The sequence below is a fragment of the Streptomyces sp. NPDC005492 genome (assembly GCF_040605995.1).
Taxonomy (GTDB): domain Bacteria; phylum Actinomycetota; class Actinomycetes; order Streptomycetales; family Streptomycetaceae; genus Streptomyces.
The window spans coordinates 107,656-122,856 of sequence record NZ_JBEXDX010000005.1 but is presented as its reverse complement, the minus strand read 5'-3'; the positions used below and the strand labels follow the sequence as shown (position 1 = coordinate 122,856).

At 70.2% G+C, this 15,201-nt stretch carries 17 protein-coding genes and 1 tRNA gene; 8 read left to right on the top strand and 10 right to left on the bottom strand.

What is annotated here, in order from left to right:
• Positions 1-168: 168 nt before the first annotated feature.
• Together ABZT04_RS09435 and ABZT04_RS09430 are read right to left on the bottom strand one after the other, a co-directional pair.
• Positions 169-828 (bottom strand): HAD-IA family hydrolase, encoded by a 660-nt coding sequence (locus ABZT04_RS09435; RefSeq protein ID WP_356054784.1) that lies wholly within the window; start codon positions 826-828, stop codon positions 169-171.
• A gap of 170 nt (positions 829-998) precedes the next feature.
• Positions 999-1,580, bottom strand: coding sequence for a TMEM165/GDT1 family protein (locus ABZT04_RS09430; RefSeq protein ID WP_356054783.1), 582 nt, complete (start codon positions 1,578-1,580; stop codon positions 999-1,001).
• Between the two features lie 345 nt (positions 1,581-1,925).
• Between ABZT04_RS09430 and ABZT04_RS09425 the strand changes: the two genes are divergently transcribed.
• The 3 genes from ABZT04_RS09425 to ABZT04_RS09415 all read left to right on the top strand — a co-directional run bounded on the left by ABZT04_RS09425 (position 1,926) and on the right by ABZT04_RS09415 (position 5,166).
• Positions 1,926-2,579, top strand: coding sequence for an HNH endonuclease family protein (locus ABZT04_RS09425; protein ID WP_356054782.1), 654 nt, complete (start codon positions 1,926-1,928; stop codon positions 2,577-2,579).
• An 80-nt stretch (positions 2,580-2,659) separates the two neighbouring features.
• Positions 2,660-4,288: an alkaline phosphatase D family protein gene (locus tag ABZT04_RS09420; RefSeq protein WP_356054781.1), complete on the top strand. Its 1,629-nt coding sequence runs from the start codon at positions 2,660-2,662 to the stop codon at positions 4,286-4,288.
• A 233-nt stretch (positions 4,289-4,521) separates the two neighbouring features.
• Complete coding sequence (locus ABZT04_RS09415) at positions 4,522-5,166, top strand: VTT domain-containing protein (protein ID WP_356054780.1); 645 nt, start codon at positions 4,522-4,524, stop codon at positions 5,164-5,166.
• A gap of 221 nt (positions 5,167-5,387) precedes the next feature.
• On the opposite strand, the gene ABZT04_RS09410 is transcribed toward ABZT04_RS09415, so the two are convergent.
• Positions 5,388-5,615, bottom strand: a complete 228-nt coding sequence (locus tag ABZT04_RS09410; protein WP_356054779.1) for a DUF2277 domain-containing protein — start codon at positions 5,613-5,615, stop codon at positions 5,388-5,390.
• 114 nt (positions 5,616-5,729) lie between these two features.
• Here ABZT04_RS09410 and ABZT04_RS09405 point away from each other — a divergent pair, with 114 nt between their 5' ends.
• Positions 5,730-6,635 carry a 2-dehydropantoate 2-reductase gene (locus ABZT04_RS09405; protein WP_356054778.1) on the top strand — a complete coding sequence of 302 codons (906 nt, stop codon included), beginning with the start codon at positions 5,730-5,732 and terminating at the stop codon, positions 6,633-6,635.
• A gap of 25 nt (positions 6,636-6,660) precedes the next feature.
• On the opposite strand, the gene ABZT04_RS09400 is transcribed toward ABZT04_RS09405, so the two are convergent.
• Both ABZT04_RS09400 and ABZT04_RS09395 read right to left on the bottom strand, forming a co-directional pair.
• Positions 6,661-7,164: a GNAT family protein gene (locus tag ABZT04_RS09400; protein WP_356054777.1), complete on the bottom strand. Its 504-nt coding sequence runs from the start codon at positions 7,162-7,164 to the stop codon at positions 6,661-6,663.
• Between the two features lie 63 nt (positions 7,165-7,227).
• A complete protein-coding gene (locus tag ABZT04_RS09395; RefSeq protein WP_356054776.1) occupies positions 7,228-8,184 on the bottom strand; it encodes an ankyrin repeat domain-containing protein in 957 nt (318 codons plus the stop codon).
• A 152-nt stretch (positions 8,185-8,336) separates the two neighbouring features.
• Here ABZT04_RS09395 and ABZT04_RS09390 point away from each other — a divergent pair, with 152 nt between their 5' ends.
• Positions 8,337-8,693 (top strand): hypothetical protein, encoded by a 357-nt coding sequence (locus ABZT04_RS09390; RefSeq protein WP_356054775.1) that lies wholly within the window; start codon positions 8,337-8,339, stop codon positions 8,691-8,693.
• Between the two features lie 45 nt (positions 8,694-8,738).
• Positions 8,739-9,134, top strand: coding sequence for a nuclear transport factor 2 family protein (locus ABZT04_RS09385; protein ID WP_356054774.1), 396 nt, complete (start codon positions 8,739-8,741; stop codon positions 9,132-9,134).
• Positions 9,135-9,153: 19 nt separating this feature from the next.
• Here the strand turns inward: ABZT04_RS09385 and ABZT04_RS09380 are convergent, their stop codons facing one another.
• The 3 genes from ABZT04_RS09380 to ABZT04_RS09370 form a co-directional block, all read right to left on the bottom strand.
• Complete coding sequence (locus tag ABZT04_RS09380) at positions 9,154-9,492, bottom strand: hypothetical protein (RefSeq protein ID WP_356054773.1); 339 nt, start codon at positions 9,490-9,492, stop codon at positions 9,154-9,156.
• 29 nt (positions 9,493-9,521) lie between these two features.
• A complete protein-coding gene (locus ABZT04_RS09375) occupies positions 9,522-9,941 on the bottom strand; it encodes a hypothetical protein (RefSeq protein WP_356054771.1) in 420 nt (139 codons plus the stop codon).
• A gap of 134 nt (positions 9,942-10,075) precedes the next feature.
• A tRNA-Val gene (locus tag ABZT04_RS09370) sits at positions 10,076-10,150 on the bottom strand.
• Between the two features lie 192 nt (positions 10,151-10,342).
• Here ABZT04_RS09370 and ABZT04_RS09365 point away from each other — a divergent pair.
• Together ABZT04_RS09365 and ABZT04_RS09360 are read left to right on the top strand one after the other, a co-directional pair.
• Complete coding sequence (locus ABZT04_RS09365; protein WP_356054770.1) at positions 10,343-11,137, top strand: DUF4097 family beta strand repeat-containing protein; 795 nt, start codon at positions 10,343-10,345, stop codon at positions 11,135-11,137.
• Between the two features lie 83 nt (positions 11,138-11,220).
• Positions 11,221-12,603: a hypothetical protein gene (locus ABZT04_RS09360; RefSeq protein WP_356054769.1), complete on the top strand. Its 1,383-nt coding sequence runs from the start codon at positions 11,221-11,223 to the stop codon at positions 12,601-12,603.
• Between the two features lie 19 nt (positions 12,604-12,622).
• Here the strand turns inward: ABZT04_RS09360 and ABZT04_RS09355 are convergent, their stop codons facing one another.
• Positions 12,623-13,789, bottom strand: coding sequence for an amidase domain-containing protein (locus ABZT04_RS09355; protein ID WP_356054768.1), 1,167 nt, complete (start codon positions 13,787-13,789; stop codon positions 12,623-12,625).
• 108 nt (positions 13,790-13,897) lie between these two features.
• Positions 13,898-15,175 (bottom strand): hypothetical protein, encoded by a 1,278-nt coding sequence (locus tag ABZT04_RS09350; RefSeq protein ID WP_356054767.1) that lies wholly within the window; start codon positions 15,173-15,175, stop codon positions 13,898-13,900.
• Positions 15,176-15,201: the final 26 nt, after the last annotated feature.

The following is a 15,201-nucleotide window of genomic DNA, read 5'->3' as shown; positions in this document are numbered from 1 at the left end:
GTGGGCTACACAGGCGAGCCAACACCCGCAAGCCAACACCCACAGGCCCACGAACGCGTGCCCACGTGCGTAGGGCAACACACGTGGGCCAACACCCGTAGGCCTAGGCCCTCACCGCACACTCCACACCCGCAGCCCCCCACCCCTCCCCCGCAGCACCCCAACCCCCTACCCCACGCACACCCGAATCTCCCCGCCCCCCGCAGCCTCCACCCGCACCTCCCGCAGATCCCGCACCACCACATCCGCCTGATGGAACCCGGCCTGCGGCCCGACCCCCACCACCCGCATCCCCGCGGCGCGCCCCGCCGCGATCCCCGCCCCGGAGTCCTCGAAGACGATGCAGTCCGCGGGGGCGATGCCCAGTTCGGCGGCGCCCTTGAGGAAGCCCTCGGGGTCGGGCTTGCTGGCGCCGACGGACTCGGCGGTGATGCGGACCTCCGGCAACTCCAGCCCCGCCGCGCCCATCCGCGCGGTGGACAGCGCGACGTCCGCCGAGGTGACGAGCGCGTGCGGCAGCCCCCGCAGGGATGCGAGGAACTCCGCCGCGCCCAGGATCGGGACGACGCCCTCGACGTCGGCGGTCTCCTCGGCGAGCATGCGGGCGTTGTCGGCGTGGTTCTGCTCCATGGGGCGGCCGGGCAGCAGCAGCGCCATGGACGCGTAACCCTGCCGGCCGTGCACGACCTTCATGACCTCGTCCGCGTCCAGCCCGTGCCGCTCGGACCAGCGCCGCCAGATCCGCTCGACGACGGCGTGCGAGTCGACGAGGGTGCCGTCCATGTCCAGCAGGAGGGCGCGGGCGGTGAGCACGGTGGTGGCCGTCATCGGCAAGCTCCAAGACGCGTGAGGGGGACAAGGTGGCCCCGTCCGCCGGTCAGGGAAAACGGACGGGAGCCACTTTGTTTCTCCACGGTACAAAACCGGAGGGGCATCGCGCCACCACCCCCGGAAACAGTTCACTCACCGTTCAGCTCGCGAGGCCCTCACACCGCCTCTCAGCCCGCCACGGCCCCCCACAGGCTCCACGCGCCCAGCGCCAACATCAAGACCGCCGCCACCTGCGTGATCAGCTTCAGCGGCACCCGCTTCATCAGCGCCTTTCCGCCCACGATGCCCAGCCCAGCCACCGCCCAGAGTCCCAGCACCGCGCCGAGCCCGACGGACAACGGGTCGTCGTAACGCGCGGCCAGGTTGGCCGTCATGATCTGCGTCAGGTCCCCGAACTCGGCGACGAGGATGAGCATGAACCCGGCGCCCGCGACCTTCCAGAAGGACTGGTTCTCGGGCTTGCGGATCTCTTCCTCCTCCTCGTCCTTCCTCATCAGGAGGACGGCGGCACCGCCCAGGAAGAGCACACCGGTGATCGCGTGCACGAGCTGCTGCGGCAGCAGCGTCAGCACGCTGCCCGCCGCCACCGCGAGCACGACATGGAGCAGGAACGCGGCGGCGACCCCGGCGAAGACGTACGAGGCGCGGTAACGGGTGCCGAGGACGAGCCCGGCGAGTGCGGTCTTGTCGGGGAGTTCGGCAAGGAAGACGACGCCGAAGACGAGCGCCGTGACGGTGATGCTGATCAAAATTCCTCAATCGGTCGGGGCTGCCCCACCGAGAGTGTGTAAACCGTCTGCGGACACCTCGGCACGGCAGCACACACGAATGGTGCACTGCGTTGCCGAAGGTCTCGCTGGCCGACCTGCACGAGGTCGTCCTCCGGGCGCCGGCTCAGACGAGCTGAGCAGTATGTCGACGGTCCGGCGAAGAGCTACTCCCCTTCTGCGCCGTCCACAGTACCTGACGCCAGGGCATTGCCTTGTCATGCACACGTCACTAACTTCTTACCGAACGCACACCCCACCGCAACACGGCACCGCGAGCATTCGTTGGCTCGCACTCCAACACCCCCACACCACAAGGGAGTTCGCATGGCTCGCTTCTCGAGGGTCTACGCGCGTCGACGCCTGAGCATACTCGCGGCGTTCACCGGACTCATAGCCTCCGTCGCCCTTTTCAACGGCCCGAACGCCTCCGCCGCCCTCCCCACCCCCGTCAGCGCCGCCACCGCCCGCACCTACCTCGCCTCCCTCACCGTGGCGACCGAGGTCAGGACCGGCTACGAGCGTGACCTGTTCCCCACCTGGATCACGATCAGCGGCACCTGCAACACCCGTGAGTACATCCTCAAGCGGGACGGTACGAACGTCGTCACGGACTCCGCCTGCGTCTCCACCAGCGGCAGTTGGTACTCCCCCTACGACGGCGCCACCTGGACCGCCGCCTCCGACGTCGACATCGACCACCTCGTCCCGCTGGCCGAGGCCTGGGACTCCGGTGCCCGCAACTGGACCACCGCCCAGCGCCAGGCCTTCGCCAACGACGTGACCCGCCCGCAGCTTCTCGCCGTGACGGACAACGTCAACCAGTCCAAGGGCGACCAGGACCCGGCCACCTGGATGCCGTCCCTCACCTCGTACCGCTGCACCTACGTCCGCGCCTGGGTGCAGGTGAAGTACTACTACAACCTCTCGGTCGACACCGCCGAGAAGACCGCGCTGACGAACTACCTCGCCAGTTGCTGATCCTTCCTCACAGCGCCAGGCCTGGTCACTGACCTCCGTCGTTCCGTACCGTACGGGGCGACGGAGGAGAGTGATCAACCGTGGCCGGACTGCGCCTGGGCCCACTGCTTCGCTACGCCGACGGCTCGTCCGCGACCGTCTGGGTCGAGGCGAGCCGTCCGTGTACCGCCGAGGTGCGCTGCGCGGACGGCGCCGGCGGCACGGCCCGCACCTTCCAGGTCGCGGGCCACCACTACGCGTTGGTGCCGGTGGAGGGCCTCACGCCCGGCACTTCGACGCCGTACGACGTCCTCCTGGACGGCAAGCGGGTGTGGCCGCTGCCGGACTCGCCCTTCCCGCCCTCGGTGATCCACACACCGGACGCCGACGGGACCGTCCGCGTCGTGTTCGGCTCCTGCCGCTGGGCCGCGCCGGCCGCCGACGAGCACGACCCGGTGGGCCCGGACGCCCTGGACACGCTGGCCTCGCGCATCGCGCGCGACCCGGAGTCCGAACGGCCGGACGTACTCCTCCTGTTGGGCGACCAGGTGTACGCCGACGAGGTCTCCGACGCGACCCGCCGCTGGCTCTCCGCCCGCCGCGACCTGAGCGAGCCGCCCGGCAGCGAGGTCGCGGACTACGAGGAGTACACGCACCTCTACTACGAGTCCTGGCTCGACCCGGAGATCCGCTGGCTGCTGTCCACCGTGCCGAGTTGCATGATCTTCGACGACCACGACGTCATCGACGACTGGAACACCAGCGCCGCCTGGCTGGCCGACATGCGGGCCACCCCGTGGTGGCGCGAGCGGCTGCTGAGCGGCCTCATGTCGTACTGGGTCCACCAGCACCTGGGCAACCTCTCCCCCGCCGAACTGGCCGCCGATCCGCTGTACTTGGCGGTCCGCGACGCCCCCGACGGCACCGACGCGCTCCGCGCCTTCGCCTGCCGCGCCGACGTCGACCCGGCCTCCGTCCGTTGGAGCTACCGGCGCGATTTCGGACGCGTCCGGCTGCTGATGGTGGACAGCAGGGCGGCCCGAGTCCTCGACGAGCAGCGGCGCGCGATGCTCGACCCCGGCGAGGCCGACTGGCTGCGCACGGAGGCGCTGGCAGACCCCGGTTCCTACGACCATCTCCTCATCGGCACCTCGCTGCCCTGGCTGCTGCCCCACCTCATACACGACGCCGAAGCCTGGGACGCGGCCCTGTGCCGAGGCGAACGGGGCGCCCGCTGGGCCGACTTCGGGGAGAAGCTGCGCCGCGCCGCCGACCTGGAGCACTGGGCCGCGTTCCTGGAGTCCTTCGAGCAACTCGCGGACCTGATCGCCGAGGTGGGCTCGGGGGACCGTGCGCCGGCGTCGGTGCTCGTGCTATCGGGCGATGTCCATCACGCGTATGCGGCGGAGCCCGAGTGGCGGACCGGCGCCCCGAACTCCCGTGTCCTCCAGCTCACTTGCTCCCCCGTCCACAACTCCGTCCCCGCCTACATGCGCTTCGGCTTCCGCTTCGGCTGGAGCGCCATCGCGCGCGGGCTGGGCCGCCGTCTCGCTCGACACGGCCGCCTCCCCCGGCTCTCGGTCAAGTGGCGCAAGACGAGCGGCCCTTGGTTCGGCAACCAGCTCATGACCCTTACGCTGCAAGGCCGTTCGGCCCGGCTGCGGCTGGAGCAGGCGCGGGCGGACGGGACGTTGAAGACGGTGGAGGAGTCCCCGCTGACACCCCGCTGATCCCACGGACCCCGCTGAGGGCATGATGAGGCGGACCGTCACCAGGACGTGTGCCGCTCCTCACACCGGTACGGGGCAGTCGGGTGAACAGACTGTGCGGATCACTCGCGCCCCCCGTGAATCTCCTGTCACCACCCGGGCGTACGCTGTATGGCTGTCACTGGCCGCCCCTGCCGCTCCCCCGCGACACCGCGGCACGGTCTGGCCCACGGGGGAGTTCACGGGGAGTCGTGTTGTTCGAGAGTGTGGGGTCGCTGACCGGCAGCCCATGGATCTACGCCATGGTCGCCCTGTCGGTGCTCCTTGATGTGTTCCTGCCGGTTCTGCCGAGCGGTGTCCTGGTCATCACCGCCGCGACGGCGGCGGCAGCGGGCACCGGCGCGGCGGCCGACGCCGTTCCCGTGCCGCACGAGGTCCCCAGCACCCTGGCCCTGATCGCGTCCGCCGCCACCGCATCCGTACTGGGCGACCTGGTGGCGTACCGCCTGGCCTGGCGCGGCGGCGAGCGCCTGGACCGCGCGATCTCCCGCTCGCGCCGCCTCACCACCGCGCAGGAACGTCTCGGCCAGGCCCTGGCCCGCGGCGGCGGAGCCCTGGTCATCCTGGCCCGCTTCGCCCCGGCCGGCCGCTCGGTCGTCTCCCTCGGCGCGGGCGCCGCCCACCGCCGCGCCCGCGACTTCCTCCCCTGGTCGGCCCTGGCGGGCCTGTCCTGGGCCGCGTACAGCGTGGCCCTCGGCTACTTCGGGGCTCAGTGGCTGGGCGCGACCTGGCTGTCGACCGGGGTGTCGTTGGTGGCGCTGTTCGGGGCGGGGGCGGGGGCGGCGTATGTGATGCGGAGGCAGCCGGGGGTGGGGGCGGCGGAGGCGAGCGCGTCGTAGGCGCGCGTGGGGGGGTGGGTGCTGGGCGGCTGGGCCGCGTGGCGGCCGTCTGGGCGCCGGCCACCGCCCTGCCGTCACGTTCCCCCCGTCGTACGGGATGTACGCGGTGGTCTGGCCCGGCGTGGTGAGTGGTGACTCTCGTGCCCTTGGGGCGGTGCGGGAGCGGGAGTCGCGTCGCCGGGCGACGTGGGAAGTTGACGACGGGACAGTGACGACACGGCCTAGCCGACCTGCTGGGCGCGCCCCCTCACCTCAAGGCCTGCGAGCAGTTCCGCCGTGGCCTCGGCGATCAGGTCCACGGCTCGGTCGAAGACTTCCTGGTTGTGGGCGGCGGGGGCCCGGAACCCGGAGACCTTGCGCACGTACTGGAGCGCGGCGGCGCGGATCTCCTCCTCCGTGGCCTCGTCGGGGAGGGCGGGCGGGCGAAGCGTCTTGATACTGCGGCACATACGTCCAGTCTCGCGCTTCGTGAGCGATATCGCCGGTCCTCTCCCGAACACGTCTGCGATGATCCTTCCGAGGCGGCCACCGCGTGCGCGGGGTCGACCGACGAGAGGAACGACATGGCGAACAACGAACTGACAGTGGCGGTCCTGGGCCCCGGCGGCGTGGGCGGTCTGCTCGCGGCGCTGCTGTCCCGGGTCGGCCACCGGGTGATCTGCCTGGCCGGGGAAGAGACGGCCGGCACGCTCCGTACGCACGGTATCCAGGTCCGCAGCGCCCACTTCGGCGACTTCACCGCGCCGGTGGAGGCCGACACCGAACTCCGCGAACCGGTCGACGCCTGTCTGATCGCGGTCAAGGCGACGGCCCTCGACACGGCACTGGCCCGCGTCCCCGCCACGGCACTCGGCGACGGACTCCTCGTCCCGTTTCTGAACGGTGTGGAACACCCCGCGCACCTGCGCGCCCGCTACACCCCCGCGCAGGTCGCCCCCGCGATCATCCGGGTCGAGTCGACTCGCACCGCTCCGGGGGTGATCGAGCACGGCAGCCCCTTCGTGGAGATCGACCTGACGGGCGACACGGTGCCGCGCGACCGTCTGGACGCCCTGGCGACGGCACTCGACGCCGCCGGCCCGACGACCCGGGTCCTGTCCGACGAGACGGCCGCCCTCTGGGCCAAGATGACGTTCCTGGCCCCACTCGCACTCCTCACCACCCGCTACGGCCTCGCCCTGGGCGACGTACGCACGCGCCACCGCCCGGAGTTGACGGCCCTGCTGGAGGAGACGGCGGCGGTGAGCCGCGCCTACGGCGGCCCGTCGGACCCGGCGGGGGCACTGGCCCGGTACGACGCCTTCACTCCGGGGATGAAGTCGTCGATGCAGCGCGACGCGGAGGCGGGCCGACCGCTCGAACTGGACGCGATCGGCGGGGCGTTGCTGCGAGCGGCGGAGCGGCAGGGGGTCGCGGTGCCGGTGGCGGCAAGGCTGGTAAGGGAGTTGGAGGAACAGGACACCAACTGACCGGCGCGAACCACGCTGTGAGGCCCTAGAGGTCTTCCAGGTCGACGCGCCAGTCGTTGGAGGTGATCCAGTGCCCCTTGGGGTACTCGAACTCCGCCTCACCGAGCAGGGTGAACCCGGCTTTCCGGCACACCGAGTTCGAGGCGTGGTGGTCGACGCTCGGGAAGGCGTGCAGATACCGGTACCGCCCGACGGCCCGCGCCGCCTCGACGACGGCGCGGGCCGCGAGGGCGGCGAGCCCACGCCCCTGGAACTCGAGCAGCACCCCCCACCCGGTCTCCCACACCGGCTCGCCCCGCCACTCCCGCTCCCAGAATCCGATCGAGCCGACGGTCTCCCCACTCCCCGCCGACTCGACCCGGTACATGCACCCCGACTCCAGCGCGAGATAACGCCGGTGCCGGTCGGCAAGCCGCGCCTCGTCCTCGGGTCCCCCCAAGTGCTCTGTCATCTCAGGGCTGTTGAGCCGCTCCAACAACCAGAAGTCAGCATCTGCCCAGGGGTGGAGTCTCACCTGTTCCTCGTCCATGGCGTGCACGCTAGGCGAGGGCACTGACATCCAGGGCTGCCCGAGGGGCGGCGACGGTCCCGTTCAGTGACCCCAGTAGTCCCGGCGAGGCAGTTCCACCCACGCGTCGGGCGGTCCGACCACGGCGCGTCTGTCGGTGGGGCGCAGTCCCGCGAAGGCACAGGAGTAGGCCACGGGGTTGTACTGGTAGAGGTACGAAGCCAGCACTTCCTCCGAGGTGTCGTTCTCGTGCGGCCCCCCGCCCGGGTGCAGGTCCCAGCCCTCGACGGTTCCATGGCGGGCGATGGCGCCCTGGTTGCCGCTCTTGGGGTTGGCGTATATGCCGTAGCAGACGGTGTCGGCGGACAACCGGGCGAGCACGCCCGGCATCTGCGGCGCGTATCCCCAGGGCTGGGTCACGACGCAGCCGCCCGGCACGGACGTCACGCCGATGATCCGCAGGCTCTCGTCCGTGTCGTACGCGTACGGATCGTCCAGAAGCTCATCGATGATGTCGCCCGCCAGAGGCACCGCCTCCAGACGGCCGACCGCCTCGGCCGCGTCGATGCCGGCGACGCAGGCCAGCCCGGTCCCGTCGTAGTAGAACGTGCCCAGTGCCGTGATGAGCCGATCGGCCTCTTCCGCCGCCGCACGCTCCGTGCCGGTCAGGCACACCCCTTCCGGTACCGGGAACAGGCCCGGCGTGGGTCCGGCCAGGCTCAGCCGCCCCGGCGACCAACCGCCGAGCGACGGCCTCCAGGGATCGGCCCCGGCGGCGGCGAGGGCTCGCGCGTTCTCCGGCTTTCTGGATACGACGGCCTCCCAGAGCGCCGTCACCCCGTTCTCCAGCGCGTCCACGTCCGCGACGCGCTCAGCCAACTCCGCGACGACCCCCGGGGATCCGAACACCGCCGCGCGATGCAGCGGTCGGCCCCCGCTCCATCTCTCCGGATCGGCGCCTTCGTCGAGACGCCGACGAACGCCGTCGACATCCGTCCAGTCCCAGCCCATGCCGACCCAACCGTCACTCTCGGCCGCCACCGATCCCCCTCCGAGACGCCACTTGCCTGTGCTTCACACGCTCGCACACGGGTCTGACACCGGGCCCGATCACTGTCGGCGGCCCACACTCGTTCGTATGAAGTCCCGGAAGGAACTCGCGACCCAAATTCGAACAGGCGTAGCATTAGCGCGTGGCTACGACCTATGACTTCCCGAGTGACCTCCTCGCCGGTCAGGAGGAGCTGCATCAGGTCCGGGCCGAGCTGTCGGCCCTGCTGAAGCGGCTGCCCTGGTCGGTCGAGCCCCTGGACGGGTTCAGCGACACGGGCGGCTGGCGCAAGGTGGAGCGCCCCGCCTCCCCCGGCTGGACACCCGACGAACAGGCCGAGGTGGAGAAGCTCCGGCAGCGCGAGCACGAACTCGCGGTCTTCGTCAGCGGCCACCGTTTCTGGACGGAGGTCACGGCGACGGAGCGCGTGGACCAGCGGATGAGGCTGAAGCACGCCCACGAGGCGCCTCCGGCGAGCGATCAGGCGGACAATGGGTGAGAGAAGCCGCATATCGCCGAAGCAACCGAGAGGCGGCGATCCATCATGGCCGACCACCCGCACGCACTCCTCGTCCGCAAGGGCTACGAGGCCTTCGTCCGCGGTGACATGGACACCCTGCGCTCGCTGATGTCCTCGGACGCCACGCACCACGTGCCCGGCACCCACCCGCTGTCCGGCGACTTCAAGGGCCAGGACGCGATCATCGACATGTACGGGCAGCTCTTCACGCGGACGAACGGCACCCTGCGCATCGACCTGCGTACGGTCCTCGTCGACGGCCGGGGCCACGCGGTCTCGCTCCACCACCTCACGGCCGATCGCGACGGCAAGCACATCGACGAAACCGGAGGCATCGTCTTCCGCATCCTCGGCGAGAGGATCACGGACCTGGACGAGTGTGTGGAGGACATCGACAGGGCGAACGAGTTCTGGTCCTGACCCCGCCCGACTGCGGCAACTACCGGTTCCGCAGCGCCCGTTGGGCCACCAGCAGGGCCGCCACGGCTCCTACGGCACCGGCGGCCCGAAAGCCGTGCGTCGAACGCCAGGACAGCACCGACCACCGCGACTGGGCGGACAGCACCGACCCCGTGCTCAGCCACGAACCGGCCGAGACCAGGGACAGGGCCGAGCCGATCGAACCGACCGACAGCGCGCTCCCGATCGACCCGACGGACAGGCTCGACCCGACGGACCCGATGGACAGCACCGATCCCACCGAGCCGATCGACAGCACCGAGTCCTTCGACCACAGGGACAGCACGGAGCCCGAGGATGCGGTGCCTGGTTGCGTCATGGGGCCATCCTGCCCACCGCCCGCATCCGCTACAACTCGTCCCGCCACCACGGCACTCCGGGATATCCGGCCCGGATGGCCCTGGCCTTCGTGAGGATCCTGTCGTCGAGGGCGCAGACGAGGGCGCGCAGTTCGCGTGCGCTCTTCTTGGGCAGGGCGTGCAGGACGGCTTCGAGATGATCGCGGAAGTAGCCCGGGTCGCAACACCCGGGAATGCCACACCGGTTCGCGCTCACCGGGTCCGCGATCAGCCTCATCGGACCGTCGGCAAGAGCCTTCCAGTGCCAGAACGCCTCCGCCGTGGCCTCGGGCAGAAAGCGGGCGTGTTCGAGCCGCCGCAGATCGGCCGCGCAGGAGGCGGACAGCCGGTCGATGGCCGGGTACCGGAAGCGGCTCAGGTGACGTACGGGGTGTTCGCCGCGCAGGGCGGACGGGCGCCTACGCGGCATTGCCCTTTCGGTTGTCGGTCATGGGGTGCAAGGTACTGAACCCCGCATCGGGCGGCCACCGTGTTTTCGGACCCGGGCAACAGGAAGAGGCCCCCGGGGATCCCCCCGAAAGGCCTCTGACCTGCAACTGATCCTGGTGGGCGCGGACGGTTTCGAACCGCCGACATTCGCCTTGTAAGGGCGACGCTCTACCCCTGAGCTACGCGCCCAGGACGAGTCGACAGCCTACATGGCCAGGCGGCCTGTCCTGAAACCCGTATCCGTGCGGAGGGGTGCCCGGGGGTTTACCCCACCCCGGGTCCGGGAGTGCGCCGGATGCCGTCGCGGGGCGGGGCTCTCTACGGTCGAGGGGAGCCGTAGGAGTCGCTGGGACTCCGCGTCCGTCCAGGGGGAACATCATCGTGAACCGAACCGGCACCCGTACCCGCACTGCCCGCGCCCTCACCGCCGGCACCGCCGTCGCCCTGCTGCTTCTCGGCGCCACCGCCTGCGGTACCGCCTCCGCCGGGGACGACAAGCATCCCGATCACCGCACCTTCGCGCTGTCCGGCCGTAGCCTCACGATCGTGTCCGACGACTCCGCGCTGGAGATCGTCGCGGCGGCGTCGAACCCGACGGGGAAGGTCGAGGTCACCCGGTGGTGGCAGGGGAAGGTGGCGATCGGATCGGATCCCAAAGCGACCTGGGCCATGAAAGGCGACCGGCTGGAGTTGCGGCTGAAGTGTTCCGGGGTGATCGCCGACTGCTCGTCCAAGCATCTGATCGAGGTGCCGCGCGGGGTCGCCGTGACGGTGGAGGACGGGGACGGGAGTGTGCGGGCGCGCGGGTTCGCGGACGCGCTGAGTGTGCGGACGCACGACGGGTCCGTGCACGTGACCGACTCCACCGGGCCGATGACGCTGCGCAGCGGGGACGGTTCCGTGCGCGCCGAGGTGACGTCCCGGGAGGTGCACGCGCAGACCGGTGACGGGTCCGTGCACCTCGAACTCGGCGCCGTACCGGACCTGGTGGACTCCCGCAGCGGCGACGGGTCGGTGACGGTCACGCTGCCCAAGGGCGGCGGCACGAAGTACCGCGTGACCACCAAGACCGGGGACGGATCGGTGGATGTGTCGGTGCCCCAGGACTCGACGAGCTCGCATGTGGTGACCGCCCACACGGGCGATGGGAAAGTCACGGTGCGGAACGCGAACTGACCGGCCCGTGTGTTCGTCCTTCACCGGTGGGAGAATGACAACGGTCAGAACCTGTCGGACGGAAGACAGCACGGGAGAGGGATGTGACGGCGACACCTGCGCAGCCGTATTCGCCGCTCACACGGTCCCGGCGCGGTTCAGCCGCCCGTGCCGCTCTCGACAGCCTCACGCTGATGAGTCTGCCGCTGCTCGCCGCGCTCGCGCTGCCCGCCGCGTTCGCGGGCGGTGGCACCCGGCGCTGGTTCGGCGGGCGGGCGGAGAGCCAGCGGGCCGAGGCGCAGGCGGCGAAGGACGCCGCCGCCGCCGCGTTCTACGAGCTGGACACCGCCCAGCGGGATCTGCGGATCTCGATAGACACCATCACCGCGGTCGACGACTCGCCGGCCGCGCGGCGCGCGGTGACCGACTTCGAGGCGCTGGGGCGGCGCATCGACGAGGCGAGCGGCCGGTACATCAACGCCGTCGACGCGCACGACCTCGACCGGGACGACCTGGAGGCCGCCGCCGCGAACCGCGCCCGCAGCGAACTGACCGCCGCCAAGGACCAGTTGGGCCAGGTCAAGCAGGAACTGGACCGGTTCGAGAGCGGCCTGGGACCACTGCTCGGCAAGGCGGAGACCCAGTTGGCCCGGCTCGCGCCGGCCGTGGAGCGGGCCCGGCAGGCGCTGCTGGCCGCCAGCAACGCGCTGGACGCCGTACGGGCATCGGGGCTGCGCGCCGACGATCTCGCCGCCCGGCTGGCCGCGCTCGGGCCGGAGCTGACGAAGCTGAACCAGGGCGCCGGGCAGCACGGTGTGCCGCGCACGCTGGAGCGGGCGGCGCAGGTCGCGCGGGAGGCGGAGGCCATCGGGGCCGAGGCCGGGCGGCTGCCCGAGCGGGCCGCCGAGATCGACCACCGGCTCGTCTCGCTGCGCACCCGCGCCCAGGCGCTCACCACCCGGGCCGGCCAGGTCGACCCGGTCCTGAGCGAGCTGCGGCGGCGCTTCTCGGCCGCCTGCTGGCAGGACCTCCAGCAGGTCCCGGACCAGGCGACGGAGAACGTACGGCAGGCGGAGCTGAAGCTGAAGGAGGCGCGGGCCGCGCGGGACGCGCAGCGCTGGCCGGACGCCACCTCACTGCTGTCGACGGTCCGGGCGCTGCTGAACACCACCGACGAGGCCGTCTCGGCGGCCGGTGACCGGCTGCGCCGGCTGAACGCCGTACAGAAGGACCCGCAGCAGGAGATCGACCGCACCCGCTTCGCGATCCGCGACGCCCAGCGCCTCGCGATGACCGGCCGGACGACCCCCGATCCCCGGCACGCCCGGCCGCTCGACGACGCCGTCGCCCGCCTGGACCGCGCGGTCGCCACGCTGGAGGGCCGCCACCCCGACTACTGGCACTTCCTGACCGAGACGGAGGCCGTACGGCAGTCCGTGGCGCGGGTGGTCGGCCAGATCCGCGAGGAGCGGGGAACCGGACACTGAGCCCGGCTCCCCATCCGGATCAGGTGCGGTAGGCGTAGTAGTACGCGTTCGGGTAGGACGCGATGAGACTCGACAGCGACCTGCGCAAGGTGTTGTTCGAGTGGTATGTCACGTACGGAACGCCGTTGGCCTTGTATGTGACGATCATCGTGTGGTCCTTGGCGCCGTCCCGGTCGAAGTCGACCTGGATGACGTCGCCGACCTCCGCCTGGTAGACGTTGGCGAGCGGGGTGGTCCGCTTGGAGTTCTGCGCGAACCAGGACCACTCGTTGACGCCGACGAACGAGTCGGACTGGATGTCGGCGGTGCCGAACCACTTCGTGTAGTCGTACACATAGCCCGGGACGTGCTTCCAGCCGCCGGCCTTGAGGGACTGGCTGACGAAGTTGGTGCAGTCGCCGCCGTCCGCGTGGCCGTTGAAGTTCGGGTAGTCCGTGTTGTAGACGTTCCAGTACTTCTCGGCGTAGGCCGCCATCGCCTTGTAGTCGTACGTCGTGCTCGTCTTCGGCACGGCCACCGGGTTGCGGGTGGTCGCCGCGCGCGGGGCGTCCGGCGTGGTGTTGCCGTCGTCGGCCGGCGCGGGCGCCTTGACCGCGGGCTTGGAGAGCGTGTTGACGGCGAGGCCGCCCTCGTCGGTGTCCTCGATCTTCGACAGTTGCCAGGTGCCCTGTCGGTCTGCCTTGAAGGTCAGCTCGTGGTGGGCCTGGAAGTCGGTGGTCTTCGGCGCGTCGCCGGTGACCTTCGCGTACGTCAGCGTGGTCGTCTCGGTGACGTCGGCCTTGGCGGTGCGGCCGGTGACCCGGGTCGCGTCGAGCGTGACCTTGGTGGTGCCCGCGCGGTACGTCTCACCGACCTTGGCGAGGCTGTTCTGACGGCCCCGCAACTGGGTCAGCGCGGAACTCTCGTCGCGCGACTGGGTGTTGGAGAGACGGACGTCGCCGGAGAAGCGGGACGTGCTCTGCTTCGTGGTGGCCCCGTGGACCAGCGCCTGGGTGCGGTCGGTGAAGACCGCGTCCGCCAGCTTCTGGAAGGTCGCCTTGGTCGAGGCGTCCACGGTCGGATCGTTCACAACAGCCGCGCCCGCGCTCCAGTTGGGCACGAGGGCGACGCCGGCGACGACCGAGGCGGCCGCCGCCGAGACTATGGCCGTACGACTCCGCCTACGGCTCAGCTTTCTGGATTTCAATGGTGTTCCCCTCTACGCCGGTACGCCTACCGGGAGAAGGCATCTTCGCACGCCATGTGTGGCTCCTGTGAAGGGGGTTGGACCTGAGAAGTCCACCGGTCCGAGAGGTCATTTGACGACCGTGGACCAGTCCGGCGACTGGGCCGGGTCCAGGCTGCGCAGTTGCTGCAGGGTCTGCGGCGACTGCACGTCCATCCAGTCCGACAACTCCTTGAAGGACACGCACTTCACGCCCTTCTTGGTGCAGATCTTCGGGATGATCTGGTCGATGGCCTTCATGTAGATGCTGCCGTTCCAGTCCTCGAAGTGGTTGCCGATGAACAGGGGCGCCCGGCTGCCGTAGTAGACGCGGTTGAAGCCGGCCATGTACGAGTCGACGGTCTTCTTCTCCCAGTCGGCGAACTTCGAGGAGTCGCCCTGGGTCGCGCCGCCGGACTGGTTGTAGAGGAAGTTGAAGTCCATCGACAGGGCCTGGATGTTGTTCCCGTACGGGAGCAGTTCGAGCGGGAAGTCCCAGAGGCCGTCCTTCTTGGTGGGCCATATCTGGAAGTCGCCCGGGGAGCTGGCGTCGTAGCGCCAGCCGTAACCCTTCAGCGCCTTCAGGAGGTTGGGCTGACCCTCAAGACACGGGGCGCGGCCGCCGACGACCTCCTTCTTGAAGTCGAAGGGCAGGGCCGGGATGTCGGTGTAGCCGGTGTTGGTCTTCCAGTTCTCGACGAAGGAGAAGAACTGGTCGATCTCGCTCTTCCACTGCGCGACGCTCCAGTCACCGCCGCCCTTGGCCTCGCAGAAGTGGCCGTTGAAGTGGGTGCCGATGTCGTTGCCCTGCTCGTAGGCCAGGCGGAGTTGCTCCAGGGTGTCGCGGATGTGCTGGTCGGTGGGGAAGTCGATGGCGGCGGAGCCCACCGCGTGCATGGGCGGGTGGTAGAGGTTCCTCTTGCTCTTGGGCAGCAGATAGATGCCCGTGAGGAAGAAGGTCATATGGGCGTTGTACTTCTCGGCCATCTCCCGGTAGTGCGAGAAGAGTTTGTCGTCGCCCTGGAGCGCGCCGTCCCAGGAGAAGACGACGAACTGGGGAGGCTTCTCACCGGGCTTGAGCGGTACGGCCTTCAACTGGTCCTTCTGCGGCCCCGTGTACGAGGTGGAGCCGTCCCCCAGCACCTTCGTCTTGCCGTCCCACGCGGGTTCCTTGGACGACTTGGGCGTGGCGTTCCTGCCGGCCGACGCGGTCGGTGTCGTGTTGTCCCGGTTCAACGCCAGATACCCGGTCACCAGCGAGGCGACGACGAGGAACACCGCGAGGGTGAGGAAACCCGTCTTCGGGTTACGGCGAGATTCACGGGCTCGGCGGCGGCGGCCGGACGGTGCCTTCGTCCGAGGCTTCATGGGCGGCTCATTCTGCGAGGAGGTGG